The sequence below is a fragment of the Neisseria sp. P0021.S007 genome, assembly GCF_051956855.1.
Genome location: NZ_JBQCXA010000001.1, coordinates 283544 through 298731 on the forward strand (window position 1 = coordinate 283544; position 15188 = coordinate 298731).

The 15188-nt window shown below is 51.6% G+C and carries 11 protein-coding genes; 5 read left to right on the forward strand and 6 right to left on the reverse strand.

The window, feature by feature from the left end; translation table 11 throughout:
* Nucleotides 1-266 precede the first annotated feature (266 nt).
* Nucleotides 267-2747 carry a glycogen/starch/alpha-glucan phosphorylase gene (locus ACTHUR_RS01310; RefSeq protein WP_049335548.1) on the forward strand — a complete coding sequence of 827 codons (2481 nt, stop codon included), beginning with the start codon at nt 267-269 and terminating at the stop codon, nt 2745-2747.
* Nucleotides 2748-2901: 154 nt separating this feature from the next.
* On the opposite strand, the gene ribBA is transcribed toward ACTHUR_RS01310, so the two are convergent.
* Nucleotides 2902-4242 (reverse strand): bifunctional 3,4-dihydroxy-2-butanone-4-phosphate synthase/GTP cyclohydrolase II, encoded by a 1341-nt coding sequence (gene ribBA / locus ACTHUR_RS01315; protein ID WP_049335550.1) that lies wholly within the window; start codon nt 4240-4242, stop codon nt 2902-2904.
* A gap of 188 nt (nt 4243-4430) precedes the next feature.
* On the opposite strand from ribBA, the gene ACTHUR_RS01320 reads away from it, so the two are divergent.
* On the forward strand, nt 4431-5042 hold the full coding sequence (locus tag ACTHUR_RS01320; protein ID WP_079453678.1) for a DUF4230 domain-containing protein: 612 nt from the start codon (nt 4431-4433) through the stop codon (nt 5040-5042).
* A 65-nt stretch (nt 5043-5107) separates the two neighbouring features.
* Here the strand turns inward: ACTHUR_RS01320 and ACTHUR_RS01325 are convergent, their stop codons facing one another.
* Both ACTHUR_RS01325 and tsaE read right to left on the reverse strand, forming a co-directional pair.
* Nucleotides 5108-6355 (reverse strand): N-acetylmuramoyl-L-alanine amidase, encoded by a 1248-nt coding sequence (locus ACTHUR_RS01325; RefSeq protein ID WP_049335552.1) that lies wholly within the window; start codon nt 6353-6355, stop codon nt 5108-5110.
* Nucleotides 6343-6813, reverse strand: coding sequence for a tRNA (adenosine(37)-N6)-threonylcarbamoyltransferase complex ATPase subunit type 1 TsaE (gene tsaE, locus ACTHUR_RS01330; RefSeq protein WP_004519510.1), 471 nt, complete (start codon nt 6811-6813; stop codon nt 6343-6345). The genes ACTHUR_RS01325 and tsaE overlap by 13 nt, the downstream gene beginning before the upstream one ends.
* 171 nt (nt 6814-6984) lie before the next feature.
* On the opposite strand from tsaE, the gene pheA reads away from it, so the two are divergent.
* From pheA to prfH, 3 genes are all read left to right on the forward strand, one after another.
* Nucleotides 6985-8073: a prephenate dehydratase gene (pheA, locus tag ACTHUR_RS01335; protein ID WP_070695365.1), complete on the forward strand. Its 1089-nt coding sequence runs from the start codon at nt 6985-6987 to the stop codon at nt 8071-8073.
* 397 nt (nt 8074-8470) lie between these two features.
* Nucleotides 8471-9604 (forward strand): RNA ligase RtcB family protein, encoded by a 1134-nt coding sequence (locus tag ACTHUR_RS01340; RefSeq protein WP_107857224.1) that lies wholly within the window; start codon nt 8471-8473, stop codon nt 9602-9604.
* Nucleotides 9605-9606: 2 nt separating this feature from the next.
* Entirely contained in the window at nt 9607-10245 is a 639-nt protein-coding gene (gene prfH / locus ACTHUR_RS01345; RefSeq protein WP_440361133.1) for a peptide chain release factor H, read from the forward strand.
* Nucleotides 10246-10331: 86 nt separating this feature from the next.
* Here prfH and ACTHUR_RS01350 read toward each other — a convergent pair whose 3' ends face one another.
* The 3 genes from ACTHUR_RS01350 to ACTHUR_RS01360 form a co-directional block, all read right to left on the reverse strand.
* On the reverse strand, nt 10332-11561 hold the full coding sequence (locus tag ACTHUR_RS01350) for an HlyD family type I secretion periplasmic adaptor subunit (RefSeq protein WP_440361132.1): 1230 nt from the start codon (nt 11559-11561) through the stop codon (nt 10332-10334).
* Nucleotides 11562-11649: 88 nt separating this feature from the next.
* Complete coding sequence (locus ACTHUR_RS01355; RefSeq protein WP_440361131.1) at nt 11650-13860, reverse strand: type I secretion system permease/ATPase; 2211 nt, start codon at nt 13858-13860, stop codon at nt 11650-11652.
* Nucleotides 13861-13903: 43 nt separating this feature from the next.
* Nucleotides 13904-15172, reverse strand: a complete 1269-nt coding sequence (locus ACTHUR_RS01360) for a TolC family protein (protein ID WP_432760740.1) — start codon at nt 15170-15172, stop codon at nt 13904-13906.
* Between the last annotated feature and the right edge of the window lie 16 nt (nt 15173-15188).

Sequence of the window (15188 nt, forward strand, 5' to 3'; positions counted from 1 at the left end):
TTTTCTGATTTGTAGCTTAGTGGTATAAATTGAAAATGCCAATAAGATGATGAATGGTTTAATTGTTAATTAAATGTTTTATAAAGAAAAATATATCCTTTTTTTGAATCTTTCCGCTATAATCTCCTTGGTTTGTAACAAATCTACGCACCATTCCTTTCAGACGGCCTGTTGCCGTTGTCAGGCCGTCTGAAAACCGAGTTTCGTTGTTTTTAATAAAACCATCAGGCGCGTTGTCCAGTGCCTCACGCTAGAGAAAGGCTTCCATGGCTAAGAAAAAACTCCCCATCTCCGGTTACGATTATGTAATGCCTAAACCGGACGCCGAAACCATCCGTAAATCCATCGTTTACAAGCTGATTTTCATCTTGGGCGTAGATCCGAAGGAGGCAACTTCACACCAATGGCTCAACGCCGCCATGCTTGCCGCGCGTGACCTGATTGCGGAAGATTTCCTCAAAACACGCCGCGCCCACATTGATAACAGTAAACGCATGGTTTATTACCTGTCTATGGAATTCCTGCTCGGCCGTTCGTTTGTCAACGCGCTGATTAACGAAGGCGTTTACGCCGAATTTGAAGAAGCCTTTAAGCAACTGGGCAAAGAATTTGCCGATGTCTGCGAACAAGAAGAAGATCCGGGTTTGGGTAACGGCGGTTTGGGCCGTCTGGCCGCCTGCTTCCTCGACTCTTTGGCAACCCTGCGCATTCCGGCCATGGGCTACGGCATCCGTTACCAATACGGTATGTTCAAACAAGAAATCGTGGATGGCCAACAAGTTGAAAAACCTGATTTGTGGCTCGACCAAGATTTGGCATGGCAGTTTGCCCGTCCGAACAAACAATATTCCGTCCGTTTCGGTGGTCAAGTGTTGAACTTGGGCGACAAAAAAGAATGGCAGCCAAGCGAAGAAATTTCTGCTTGGGCATACGATGAAATCATTCCGGGCTATGGCGGCGAATGTGCCAACCCATTGCGTTTGTGGACTGCACACGCAGGCAACCTGTTCGACCTTGCCGACTTCAACCGAGGCGACTATGCCTCTGCCGTTCGCGCACAAAACAGCGACGAAAACATCTCACGCGTTCTGTATCCGAACGACTCTACCGATTCCGGCCGCGAATTGCGCTTGAAACAAGAATACTTCTTGGTTTCCGCTTCCGTTCAAGACATCGTTGCCCGCCACAAATGCCGTTTCCCAAGTATCCGCACTTTGGCGGACGAAGTCGCCATCCACTTGAACGACACCCATCCGGTACTCGCTATTCCAGAATTGATGCGTATCCTGATTGACGAAGAGGGCATTGCATGGACTGAAGCATGGAATATGTGCTGTAAGATTTTCTCTTACACCAACCACACATTGATGAGCGAAGCCTTGGAAACTTGGCAGGTTGACCTGATGGGCCGTCTGCTGCCGCGCCACTTGGATATCATCTTTGAAATCAACGCCTACTTCCTCAATGCCTTGCGTGCCATCGGTAACTTCGACGACGACTTTGTCCGCCGCGTATCCATCATTGACGAAACCCACGGCCGTCGCGTTCGCATGGCATGGCTTGCCGTGATCGGTTCGCACAAAGTCAACGGCGTGGCAAAAATCCACTCCGATTTGATGACCACATCCATCTTTGCCGACTTTGCCAAAGTGTTCCCAGAACGCTTTACCAACGTAACCAACGGCGTCACCCCGCGCCGCTGGATCAACATCGCCAACCCGGGCCTGACCAAATTCTTGGACAAACATCTGGGCGACGAAGACTGGCGTCTGCATTTGGACAACCTGACCAAGCTCAACGACAAAGTGGACGATGCCTCCGTACAGGCAGAATTCGGCGAAGTGAAAAAAGCCGCCAAAGAGCGTCTTGCCAAATACATCGAAACCGAGCTGGGTATCAAAGTTAATACCGATGCACTTTTCGACATCCAAATCAAACGTATCCACGAGTACAAACGTCAAGCATTGAACGTGATGCACATCGTCGACCGTTACAACAAAATCCTGGAAAACCCGGATTTCGATTGGCAGCCGCGTGTGTTCATCTTTGCCGGTAAAGCCGCTTCCGCCTATTACATGGCGAAGAAAATCATCCGACTGATTAACGACGTTGCCAAAGTCATCAACAACGACACCCGTATCCGTGACCTGATTAAAGTCGTTTACATCCCGAATTACAGCGTCAGCCTCGCCCAAATCATCATTCCTGCCGCCGATTTGCACGAACAAATCTCACTGGCAGGTACAGAAGCATCCGGTACCAGCAACATGAAATTTGCCCTCAACGGCGCAATCTGTATGGGTACACTGGACGGCGCGAACGTTGAGATTTTGGAAAAAGTCGGTGCGGACAACTGCTATATCTTCGGTAACACCGTAGAACAAGTCGAAGAAATCCGCCGCAACGGTTACGACCCGTTGAGCTATATCGAGCGAGACAGCGACCTGCGCCGCGTCGTCAACCAAATCAGCCAAGGCACTTTCTCTCCGGAAGAGCCAAACCGCTACAACGACGTGTTGCAACCATACGGCGACTTCTATCAACTGATGGCCGATTTCCGCAGCTACATCGACACGCAATACAAAGCGGACGAACACTACCGCAACGTATCCGCATGGCGCAAATCAGCCTTGATCAATATCGCCAACATGGGCTTCTTCTCATCCGACCGCTCCATCGCCGACTACTGCCGCGATATTTGGTACATCAAACCATTGAGCGAAAAAGAATTGCCCGGCAGAAATTAAGCGTTAAGCAGATAACGAAAGCCGATACATCGGAAAGGTGTGTCGGCTTTTTTTATATTCGCTGTTTTTGAATTGGATAATAAACTTAAAAGGCCGTCTGAAAACTTTCAGACGGCCTTTTGTTTCATTTGCTTTGAGCATCAATCAAGCAAGATTATTTTTCAGCTTCTTCAAAGCCGACGACTTCGAGGCCGAAGCCGGTGAGGCCGGTGAAGGATGACGGCTGGCCGAGGACGCGCAGTTTTTTGACGTTGAGGCCGGCGAGGATTTGTGCGCCTATGCCGTAGCTTTTGCTGTCCCATTTGTAGGCTTGGTTGGCGCCTTTGGGCAGGGTGCGGTCGAGCAGGGTGGCGCCGTCTTCGGTACGGTGCAGGAGGATGACTACGCCGCTTTCGGCTTGTTGGATGCGCTCAAGGGCTTTGGGCAGCGACCATGAATGGCGCGGGTTGGCTTGGATGAAGTCCATGACGCTGAAGGGTTCATGGACGCGGACGAGGGTTTCTTCTTCGGCGGAGGGTGTGCCTTTGACAAGGGCGAGGTGGGTTTCGCCGGAGAGTTTGTCGACGTAAACGTGTTGTTGGAACTCGCCCCACGGGGTTTGTACGGGTGCGTTGCCCATGTCTTCGAGCAGGCTTTCGGTACGGCTGCGGTATTCGATGAGGTCGGTAATGGTGCCGATTTTGAGGTTGTGCTCTTCGGCAAACTTCATCAGTTCGGGCATACGTGCCATGGTGCCGTCGTCGTTGATGATTTCGCAGATGACGGCGGCGGGAATCAGACCGTTCATTTGTGCCAGATCGACGCCGGCTTCTGTGTGTCCGGCGCGGACGAGTACGCCGCCTTTTTGGGCGCGGAGAGGGAAGATGTGGCCGGGTTGGACGATGTCTTCAGGTTTGGCGGATGGGGAAACGGCAGTTTGAATGGTCAGGGCGCGGTCGGCGGCGGAAATGCCGGTGGTAATGCCGTGGGCGGCTTCGATGGAGACGGTAAAGTTGGTGCCGTATTGTGCGCCATTTTTTTGGGTCATCATGGGCAGGCCGAGTTTTTCGACCATTTCGCCGTCCATCGGCAGGCAGACCAGGCCACGTGCGTTTTTGATCATGAAGTTGATGGCTTCGGGGGTAACGAATTGGGCGGCCATCAGCAAGTCGCCTTCGTTTTCTCGGTCTTCGGCATCAGTGATGATGACCATTTTGCCGGCTTTGATGTCTGCTAGGATTTCAGGGATGGTGGAGATGTGGGACATGGTATTTCTTTCTTGGCTGATGGTAGGGGCGTGGCGGTCTTGGTGGTCTTGATCCAACCACATGTCAGGCATATTTGCTGCCTGCTCGATTTTTCGGGCTTTTTTCTCGCCGAAAGATTTGTTTTTCAGTAGGGCGGACAGCTCGCCTTGGTTGATAGAAATGGCTTGGGCAAACTTGGTCTGCTGGCCGTTGTGGTGTTGTGTTATCCATTGCCGCAGGTTGTGGCGGCGCAGGTCGGTGGTATTCATGATGAGATGAAATTGAATTGTGTGTAATGGATTGTAGTCTTGTATTTACCAAAAGGCAAACTTTGTTTGTTGAGATTTTTATTACTTTTTGGTAATGAAATTTATTGTTTCAGACGGCCTGGGTATGGCTTGAAATTGACGGTTTTGGGAGAATATGGGGAATGTTTTGATGATTATTTTAATGGGGGATGTTTGAAATGAAAATGCTTGGACGCGGATTGGTCGTGCTGGTGTTGTGTGCGCTGACGGCTGCGGGCGGCTGGTTTTATGCCCTGCATGGTCAGAACGAAGAACATCAGGTTTTGTCCCGTGAGGGGGTTTTGATGCAGATTAAGCAGATGAACCGCTTGGAAAGTACGGCATTTTATATCGATACGATTATCCGTACGGAGAAAAAAGGGGATTGGCGCAGGCTGTGGCAGGATTCACAAAGCGGTATTTTTATTGTGCGCGGTAAGGTGTTGGCTGGTTTGGATTTGGACAAGTTAGGCGCGGACAATGTCAATATTGTGGACGACAAGGTCTTAATCAGCCTGCCGGCGGTGGAAATTTTGAGCGTGGATTTGGAAAATATCGAAGTGTACGATATTCAGACCGGCTCGTTTAATTTGCTGCCTATGGATAAGTCGGTATTTAAGACGGTGCAGGAAGAGGCGAAACGGCAGGTATTGCAAAGCGCATGTAGGGCTGAGATTTTGGAACATGCCAACCGTCAGGCGCAAATGCAGTTGGAAAACCTGTTTGCATTGACGCAGACGAAGGTATCCGTCTATCCGGCTGCGGTAGGGAAGTGCGGTTAAATAGATTGCTTGAAAAGATAAGGCCGTCTGAAAAATTTTCAGACGGCCTTTGTTTCATCAAGCCATTAACCGCGTCGTAAAACGGCGGTATTGATGTATTTTTGAATACCGGTGGCAATGGCTTGGGCGCATTGTTGGCGGAAGGATTCGCTGCCGAGCAGCCGCTCTTCGGTAGGGTTGGAGAGGAAGGCGGTTTCCACCAAAATGGACGGAACGTCCGGCGCGCGGAGGACGGCAAAGTTGGCCTCGTCAACGCGGCCTTTGTGCAGTTGGTTGAGTTTGCCCAATTCGGTCAAGACGGAATGGCCGAGCTTGCGGCTGTCGCGCAGGGTTGCGGTTTGGGTCATGTCCAAAATCGTGTTGTCGACGTTGCGGTTGCCGCTGGATTGTACACCGCCGATGGCGTCGGCGTTGTTTTGGGTTTGGGCAAGGAATTTTGCCGCCGAGCTGGTCGCGCCTTTGGTATTGAGCATATATACGCCGGTACCGCGAGCGGACGGGCTGGTAAAGGCATCGGCGTGGATGGATACGAATACGTCGGCATTGCGCGCACGGCCTTTGGCAACGCGTACGCCCAATGGGATAAAGATGTCTTCGTTGCGCGTCATGAATACGTTGTAACCCAAGGCCTCGAGGCGTTTTTTGGTTTCGCGTGCAATGGAGAGTACGACGTTTTTCTCTTTGAGGCCGCTCGGGCCGATTGCGCCAGGATCTTCGCCACCGTGACCGGGGTCGATCATAATCACGGGACGGCGGTTGCCGCCGCTGCCGCGATTGTTTTTAGGGGCAGGGGTGTCGTATGCGATATTGGTATTTTGACGTTGTTTGGGAACATTGCCGTTGAGCAAGGCCATCATCGGGTCGTTGGCATCTGCGCCGTGCGGATAGAGGTCGATAACCAAGCGGTTTCTGAAGTTGCCGACGGGGGCGAGCGCAAAGACTTGCGGATGGGTGCTTTGTTTGAGGTCGATGACGATACGCACGGTATTGGGCGTATTTTGACCGGCACGAATGCTGCGGATAAAAGGGTCGTTAGACAGCACTTTGCTGGAAATGCCTTGCAGGACGCTGTTGATTTCCGCACCTTGAATATCCACGACCAACCTGCTGGGGTTGTCCAACATAAAATGTTGGTATTTCATCGAGTGGTTGCTCTCAAGGGTAACGCGTGTGTAGGCGTTCGCCGGCCAAATGCGGACGGCAAGGAATTGCGCAGGAGAGGCCGGTTTGGCCAATGCGGCACCAACGGGCGTGAGGGTGAGAAATAGTCCTGTGCCTTGACGGAGAATGTGTCTTCTAGTTAATTTGACCATGATTCTAAACTTTTTCGGCCTTGGTTTGTGTGGGCGGAAAAGGTGCAGGTTCTGCCCTTATCGGTGTACGTCAATGTAATGGTAATGTCTGCCAGAGGCGTGAATTCTCCACCTTGCTGCGGCCATTCGATGAGGCAGATGCTGTCGGGCGCAAACAATTCGTCCAAACCGGCATCTTCCCATTCCTCGGGCATGGTAAAGCGGTAGAGGTCGAAATGGTGGAGGGTGAATGTATCCAGCGGATAAGATTCGACAATGGTGTAAGTCGGGCTTTTGACTGCGCCCGTATGTCCCAGTCCGCGCAAAATTCCGCGTGTCAGCGTGGTTTTGCCTGCACCCAGCCCGCCTTCAAGATAGATGGTCAGCGGAGCGGAGAGTTGCTTGCTCCATTCTTCACCCAGTTGCAGGGTTGCTTCTTCATCGGGCAGAAAACGGGTGTAAAGTCCGTTTGAGTGCATGGAATAGGCCTTGTCGTTCAAAAGGCTTAATTATGATGGAATTGGCGGCGTTTGCAAACCTGATAGACGATAAAGTTAGATAAAGATAGTGTTGAGGCCGTCTGAAAACAGAATTCAGACGGTCTTTAATGTTAAAATGAAAATATCCCTCACAAAATTGCGAGACAGCTTATGCCTTTATCCATAGACGAACAATTATTGCCGCACCGCAATGCCATCGACAGCATCGATGCGGAAATCCTCCGTTTGCTCAACGAGCGCGCCGGTCATGCGCATGCTATCGGTGAATTGAAAGGGACAGGCGCGGTGTACCGTCCTGAACGGGAAGTGGCCGTTTTGCGCCGGATTCAGGATTTGAACCGCGGCCCTTTGCCGGATGAATCGGTTACCCGGCTGTTTCGCGAGATTATGAGCGAATGTTTGGCAGTAGAGCGTCCGCTGACGATTGCCTATTTAGGCCCGAAGGGGACATTTACCCAGCAAGCCGCCATCAAACATTTCGGCCACGCCGCACACACCATGGCGTGTACCACCATCGACAATTGCTTCAAACAAGTTGAAACGCGCCAAGCCGATTATTTGGTGGCGCCGGTAGAAAACTCGACCGAAGGCTCGGTGGGGCGCACTTTGGATTTGTTAGCAGTAACCGCGTTAAAAGCCTGTGGCGAAGTGGTTGTCCGCATTCATCACAACCTGCTGCGTAAAGACAGCCACGAAATCGGCGGCATTACCAAAGTTTTCGCCCATGCCCAAGCCTTGGCGCAATGCAACGACTGGCTTGGCCGCAACCTGCCCAATGCAGAGCGTATCGCCGTGGCCAGCAATGCAGAAGCAGCACGTCTGGTTGCTGAATCTGACAGCCCGAATGTGGCCGCCATTGCCGGACGTATTGCCGCGGAAATTTATCAGTTGAGTTTTGCCGCCGAGTGTATCGAAGACGAACCGAACAACACCACGCGCTTCTTGGTGATGGGTCATCAAGAAACCGGCCGCAGCGGCAATGACAAAACCTCTTTGGTCGTCTCCGCGCCGAACCGTGCCGGTGCCGTTACTTCGTTATTGCAACCTTTCACCAAGTTGGGCATTTCCATGACCAAATTTGAAAGCCGCCCAAGCAAATCGGTTTTGTGGGAATATCTGTTCTTCATCGATATCGAAGGCCATCAAAGCGATGAAAATGTCCAAAAAGCCTTGCAGCTTTTGGGCGAACGCGCTTCCTTCGTGAAAGTTGTCGGATCTTATCCGACCGTTGTTTTGTAAGGATTATTGGGTATAAAAGGCCGTCTGAAAAGTTTTCAGACGGCCTAAATCATGTTCTCAATAGTTGCCATTTATGTAACATCATTGGCAGATTGATGTCAGTAAGTTTGCATGATTGGAAATGAACCCTCTATAATCCGAACGTTTTTAATATTTTCATGCAAAGAAAGGAGCAAGCCATGACATGCAATACTTCAATCTGCTCAATCACATTCTTTGCAGCCCAAGCGTCGGTCTGATTTTCGGATAACGCTTTTCGCATTCCATGTCGCCCGCTTCGGGCTGCTTTCCCTACAATTATCGGCTAGAAACCAGGCCGTCTGAACATTTCGCAGACGGTGGATACCTATTGTCATCAGTTGTCGGTTTCTATCCGTTTTAAAGAAAGCATAAACACATGGGCAATTATCCCCATCATATTCAAATTATTGCCGATTCAAATACATGGATTGAAGGCAACGCTGTCGCACAGCTCGAAACCACCGCCCGATTACCGCATATGCTACGCGTTGCCGGAATGCCGGATTTACACGCAGGGCGCGGTTATCCGGTTGGTGCGGCATTTTTCAGCGACCGCCATTTTTATCCTGCCCTGATTGGGAACGACATCGGTTGCGGCATGGCGTTTTGGCAGACCGATTTACGCGCAGCCAAACTCAAACCGGCCAAACTCGCCAAACAGCTGGGCAATATCGATACGCCGTTGGATAAAGACGAACAGGTCGATTTATTAGGCGACGCTGTCGATATGCGCCAATTTTCAGACGGCCTTGCCGTAGGTACGATTGGCGGCGGCAACCATTTTGCCGAGTTGCAAACCGTTGATACTGTTTATCGCGCCGATCTGCTTCCGCCCGATTTTGATGAAAACCATCTGCAACTGTTGGTGCATAGCGGTTCGCGCGGATTGGGTCAGCAGATTTTGCAACGCCATATTGCCGCCTTTGGGCATCAAGGTTTGGCGGAAGAGGGCGAAGCGGCGGCAGCTTATCTAGCCGAACATCAAACGGCTCTTGAATTTGCCAGCCTTAACCGCCGTTTGATTGCGGCCAGAATGCTCGACTGTTGGTGCGCAGAAGGAACATGCCTGCTCGATGTCCATCATAATTTTTTGGAACAAACCGAGATTGACGGCACGACCGGTTGGCTGCACCGAAAAGGCGCAACGCCCACCGATAAAGGCTTGGTTATGATACCCGGCTCGCGCGGCGATTACAGCTATCTGGTCCGACCTGCCGAAGATTGCCAAATTTCGTTGAATACCTTGGCTCACGGCGCAGGTCGGAAGTGGCAGCGCGGTGAATGCAAAGGCAGGCTGTCGCACAAATATACTGCTGACAGCCTGCGCCAGACCGAATTTGGCAGCGTAGTCATTTGTCAGGATAAGGCCCTGATTTTTGAAGAAGCGCCGCAGGCTTATAAAAGCATTGACAGCGTTATTGCCGCCATGAAAAACGCAGGTTTGATTGAATTGGTCGCGCGGTTTAAGCCTGTTTTGACTTATAAAACCGGCGGCGAGTGTGGAGCGTAAAGATGAAACAGAATACACCAGTGATTTATCTGCAAATTTCCACCGCGCAAGGGCCGGCAGAGTGCCGCATATTTGCCCGTTTCGTCTTGGGCAAATTGCTTGCAGAAGCTCAAGCAAAAGGCATTGATGCTGAACTTGTTACTGAAACATCCGATAAGCACGGCATTTTGTCGGCAACGCTCAAATTGGAAGGGCAGAAAGCCGAAAGTTTGGCACAAACTTGGCAGGGGACGCTCCAATGGATATGTCCCAGCCCTGTCCGCCCGAAACATCCGCGCAAAAATTGGTATATAGGCGTTTTCCGCCTGCCCGATATGCCGCAGACGTATGAAATGCCGTCTGAAAACGGAATCGAGTTTCAAACCTGCCGTTCGGGCGGCAAGGGTGGGCAACACGTCAATAAAACCGAAAGCGCCGTCCGCGCCACCCATAAAGAAAGCGGCATTTCTGTACGGGTCGAGAGCGAACGCAGCCAGCATGCCAATAAGAAATTGGCGGTCATGTTATTGGCGCAAAAGTTGGCGGAACATCATGCCGGACAAGCTGGAAATTTTGCGCAGGAGCAGCACGCGCAACTCTATCAAGTTGAGCGCGGCAATCCGAAAAGGACATTTATCGGAGCTACGTTTAAGGAGAAATAATTTATCTGCCGGATAAGCAGGCATAGTGAAAACATAAATCAAAGGCCGTCTGAAAACTTTCAGACGGCCTTTTATCAGTTTATCGATTAGCGTTCGCTCAACGCTTGTTTCATACGCGTAATCGGTTTGATCAGGTATTGGAAGATGGTTTTTTCACCGGTTTTGATGTCTACCGTTGCAACCATGCCCGGAATAATCGGCATCGGTTTGCCGTTTTTGTCTTTCAGGGAGTTGTTTTCGGTTTGGACGAGAACACGGTAATAGACTTGGTTCGGGTCGAGTTTCAAGTCGTTGGCACGGTTTTGCATGGAGTTGCTGATGGTATCGGCGCCGACGAGGGTAACTTTGCCTTCCAAACCGCCGTAGATGGAGTAGTCGTAGGCACTGACTTTAACCAATGCAGGTTGGCCTGCTCGGATAAAGGCGATGTCTTGCGGACGGATATAGGCTTCGACCAGCAGTTTGTCGTCAACTGGGACGATTTGCATGATGTCTTCGCCTGCGTTCACAACGCCGCCGATGGTGGTGACTTTTATGCCTTTGACGATGCCGCGCATAGGCGCACGGATTTGCGAGCGTTCAACCGGGTCGGCACGCATGGCAACGTTTTCTTTGGATTGCGCCAGCTCGGATTCAGCTTGCAAAAGTTCGTTGTTGGCATCGGCTTTGTAGCGGTTGCGGCGTTCGGAAATTTGGGTGGCCAAGTCGGCAGACTCACGGCGCATTCTTAAGAGTTCGACTTCGGAAACTACGCCTTCGGCAACCATAGGCGCAGTAATAGCGATTTCGCGGTCAAGTGCGGCCTTGCTTTGGGAAAGGCCGCTGACGGCGTCGGTCATGGCTTGACGGCGTGCTTTGTAGGCGGCAATTTCGCGACGGCGCAGCTCAGGGCCCACGCTGTCAGGGAAGGAGAGCTTGGTGCCGTAGGCTTCGGCTTTAAGGCGGGCAACGGTGGCTTCGAGGTTTTCGACTTTGGCTTCGCTTTCTCGTAAAACGGCGGAGCTGCGCGTGTCGTCGAGTTTCATCAGAATCTGATCTTTCTCGACCATATCGCCTTCTTTAACCATGATTTCGGTTACGATGCCGGGGTCGAGGCTTTGAATCACTTGCTCACGGCTACTGGGAATGATATTGCCGTTGCCGCGGGTCACTTCTTCGACAGGGCTGTTGTATGCCCAGACGACGAAGACGACTAGGAAAAGGAAGAATAGGATGATGACCCAAAATTGGCCGCTGTGTTTTTCTTTTTGAAGGGCGGCATTGAGGTCGTTGATGAGGTGTAGGTCTTTGGATTTGACGTTGTTTTCGCGGCTCATAATCGTGTATCTTTATTGTGTTTGGTGGATTTTAACCATTAGGGCAGGCCGTCTGAAAGGGTAAGTAGGTTTCAGACGGCCTTTTGCTTTATTGTGCTGCCGATTGAGGGGCTGTGGCAGCTTGTTGTTGCTGCTGTGCAGCAGCTTGTTGCTGTTGTTGTTTGATGTTGGCTGCTTTGGCCTGTTCGTTTTGCATGAGTTTTTGCAATACCAGGTCACGCGGGCCGTCCATCACGACTTTACCATTGTCCATGACAATGATGCGGTTGACGATTTGCAGCACTTGCGGACGGTGGGTTACCAAAAGCATGGTGCGGTTGCGACCCCATTGGGCGATGGCATTGAGCGCCATGCGTTCAGTAGCTTGGTCCAGGCTGGTGGTTGGCTCGTCCAGCAGGACGACTTTCGGATTGCGCAAGGTCATGCGCGCCAGTGCGATGATTTGTTTTTGACCGCCAGACAAGCCCAAGCCGTCTTCACCCAGAGGCATATCCAAACCACGCGGATGGTTGCGGATGATTTTGTCGAGGCCGAAGCGGTTGAGCGCAGTCAGTAGGTCTTGGTCAGTAGAGTAGCTGCCGGTACGTGCCAAGTCCATGTTTTCGCGTAATGTGCCGAGGAACAGGCGTGGCGATTGGCTCAACAGTAGGACTTGATCGCGCAGGAAGTTGGGGTCAAGCTGGCGCATATCGACGCCGTCAAGGGTAACGTTGCCTTTTTCAGTATCGTACAGACCGCTAGCCAGTTTGAGCATGGTACTTTTACCGCTACCGATACGGCCCAAAATACCGACTTTTTCGCCCGGTTTGATGGTCAGGCGCAAGTCTTCTACGGCGCTGTTGTTGTCGGCTTGATATTTGAACGATACGTTTTCAAAGGTAATATTGCCTTGAACATTGTCCAAAGTAATATATTTGCGTTCCGGATTGCGCTCGATAGGGCGGGTAACGATGTCGTTTACGCCTTTGAGGGCAAGTTTGGCCTGTTGGAAGCGGGTGGCCAAACCGGCAATTTGTGCCAATGGCGCCAAAGCACGGCCGGACAGAATCACGGAGGCAATCAATGCACCCATGGTGATGCGTTCCGCATGGTTGTCGGCATGAATCAGATAGGTACCGACGACGACCAAAAAGACGGTATTGAGCTGCTGCATGGCAACGGCAAAGTTGACCATGAAGTTGCTGGTGTCTTTGACTTTGATGGAAGAGGCGGAAGTTTTGGCGGTGTATTCGTCCCAACGTTGTTGCGCCCAAGATGTGGCGTTGTTGGTTTTCAGGGTTTCGATGCCTTCGATGGCTTCAACGGCAAGGCCGGAGCGTTGCGAACCTTCTTTCATCGATTCGTTAATGTGGCGCGAGAGCGGTCGTTGTACGACAAAACCGACAATCACGACAATCGGAATGATGGTCAGGGGAACGAGTGCCAGTTTGCCACCGACCATGGAAATCACGAAGATAAACAGCAACAGGAAAGGCAAGTCGACGATGGTCAACAAGCTGGCACTGGTCATGAACTCGCGCACGGCTTCAAATTCGCGCAGGTTGCTGGCGTATGAACCGGAAGAAGCAGGACGGTCTGCCAGACGCAATGCCATCACGCGGCGGAACAGGGCGGAGCTGATGATCAGGTCGGCTTTTTTGCCGGCAATATCGGTCAAGTGGCCGCGAATCATCTTGGCGGCAAACTCAAACAAAATCGCCAAGACCACGCCGATGCTCAATACCCACAAGGTCTCATAGGCTTGGTTGGGAATCACGCGGTCGTACACGTTCATCACATACAGGGAGCTGACGAGCGCAAGGAAGTTGATGATGATGGTGGCCAAGATGACTTGGTAGTAGTAGCTGCGGAAACGCCAAATGACTTTCCAAAACCATGCTTTGGGCAAATGGTATTCAGGCAGCTCCGAGCGCATATCGGTAGCCATTTTGGGTTTGATAAACCAGCAGTAGCCCAAATACAGGCCGGAGAGCTGCTCGTGGCTGAGTTCCTGTTCCAAACCGTCAACCTGGCGGATATGGTATTTGCGTTCTTGGCCGGAGCCTTCGATTTGGGTGATGACCGCTGCTTCTTCGTTGTGCAGGATAATCATAACCGGCACAGCGAGCGAGGGGATGTCTTCCAGATTGCGTTTGGATAAGGTGTTTTCAAAGCCGTGACTGCGCAGGACTTCGACCAGTGAGTGATAGTTGACCTTGAGCTTTTTGTCGCGCACGACTTCGGCGGACAAAGCGGCTTCGGATACGGGCGCACCCAAAAGGCGGGTCACTAAAACGATGTGTTCAATGATGGCTTTCATATTTTTTCGCGTAATGTTTTTGGTTTAACCGGCGGATATGGCTTTATTTTTGTGCCAAACCGACCCAAGCGGAGATTTTGGCTTGGGTATTTAAATAGTCAAGCGCCGCATCGCGGAAATCGTTGCGGGCGGCAACATAATCCTGCTCGATGGAGGATAACTCGCTGTATGCGCTCAAAACGTCGGTCAGCGTACGTCGGGCGATTTTAAATTGCAATTCATACACTTTGATGACTTCTTTTTGGGCGGCGATGTGTTGCGCCGTCAGCACGGTACGCTGTTCGCTTTCCTGCATATCGATGGCCGACGTTTGAACGCGTTCGTTCATGTCGCGCAGGATTTGTTCGGACTTGGCTTCTGCGGCAATCAATGATTTGGCATTGCGTTCCACATTGTGTCGTGCGGCAATATCCAACACATTCCATGCAACGTTTAAATAAAGCTGTCTGGTGTTGCGCGTTGCACTGCCTTCCAAATTGAGGGCAGGCAGGCGTTCGGCTTTGGAGGCGTCCAAATCGGCACGGACGCTGTCGCGCTCGGCCAATTGCGCCTGATAGGACGGATTGTTGTTGCGGTTGGGATTGTTGAAGCGTTCAGTGATGGATTTCGCCGTGTCGTTTTTAAACGGATCTTCCAAGTCGTTGGCAGTCAGCTGGCGCGAGGTATAGCGGGACAGGCGGCTCAGGGCCAAATCCATGGTGCGGCGTTGTTGGGCAATGATGTTTGCCACTTGTAGTTGGCGCGCGCGCGCTTCAATCAGCTCGGAACGACGGCCGGCATCATATTTGACGATGGTGTCCAAGTCTTTTAAGAGGTTGTTGTGGCGCGCTAAAGTCTGCTCGTTGAGGATCAGGGTTTCTTTTGCACGCAATGCGCTCAGGTAGAGGCGGCCGATATCGCTGCCGAGCTGCTCTTGGCTTTCGGTGTATTTGTGTTGATAGTATTCTTCGCGGCTGCGGTCGCGGCGGACGGCGGCTTCAATCGCACCCCATGAGTAGATGTTCACGCTGCCGCGCACGCCGATACCGTCATCCATGTCGTTGCTGTTATATTTATTGTGTTGCGCCAGCACTTTCGTGCCGGTCAGGGTAACGACAGGATAATGGCGCGCACGCGTAGCTTTGGTCGTGCTTTGCGCTGCTTCTTGAGTGGCTTTTGCTTCACGCACAATCGGGTCGCTGATTAAAGCATCCCTGAGGATGTCTTGCAGGCTGTATGCAGAGGCCGTCTGAAACGGCATCAGACAGCAGGCGACGGCAACGGCCGATGACAATAAACGGAGCTTTGTGGGGGAAGAATAAATATGCGGCATGATTTCTAACCAAATG

Bases quoted from the DNA above. Each gene is read 5' to 3' on its own strand.
- ACTHUR_RS01310 (WP_049335548.1), top strand. From the start codon at position 267: ATGGCTAAGAAAAAACTCCCCATCTCCGGTTACGATTATGTAATGCCT.
- ACTHUR_RS01350 (WP_440361132.1), bottom strand. From the start codon at position 11,561: ATGAGCCGCGAAAACAACGTCAAATCCAAAGACCTACACCTCATCAAC.
- ribBA (WP_049335550.1), bottom strand. From the start codon at position 4,242: ATGAATACCACCGACCTGCGCCGCCACAACCTGCGGCAATGGATAACA.
- ACTHUR_RS01340 (WP_107857224.1), top strand. From the start codon at position 8,471: ATGGGCAATTATCCCCATCATATTCAAATTATTGCCGATTCAAATACA.
- tsaE (WP_004519510.1), bottom strand. From the start codon at position 6,813: ATGCACTCAAACGGACTTTACACCCGTTTTCTGCCCGATGAAGAAGCA.
- ACTHUR_RS01320 (WP_079453678.1), top strand. From the start codon at position 4,431: ATGTTTGAAATGAAAATGCTTGGACGCGGATTGGTCGTGCTGGTGTTG.
- ACTHUR_RS01360 (WP_432760740.1), bottom strand. From the start codon at position 15,172: ATGCCGCATATTTATTCTTCCCCCACAAAGCTCCGTTTATTGTCATCG.
- ACTHUR_RS01325 (WP_049335552.1), bottom strand. From the start codon at position 6,355: ATGGTCAAATTAACTAGAAGACACATTCTCCGTCAAGGCACAGGACTA.
- ACTHUR_RS01355 (WP_440361131.1), bottom strand. From the start codon at position 13,860: ATGAAAGCCATCATTGAACACATCGTTTTAGTGACCCGCCTTTTGGGT.
- prfH (WP_440361133.1), top strand. From the start codon at position 9,607: ATGAAACAGAATACACCAGTGATTTATCTGCAAATTTCCACCGCGCAA.
- pheA (WP_070695365.1), top strand. From the start codon at position 6,985: ATGCCTTTATCCATAGACGAACAATTATTGCCGCACCGCAATGCCATC.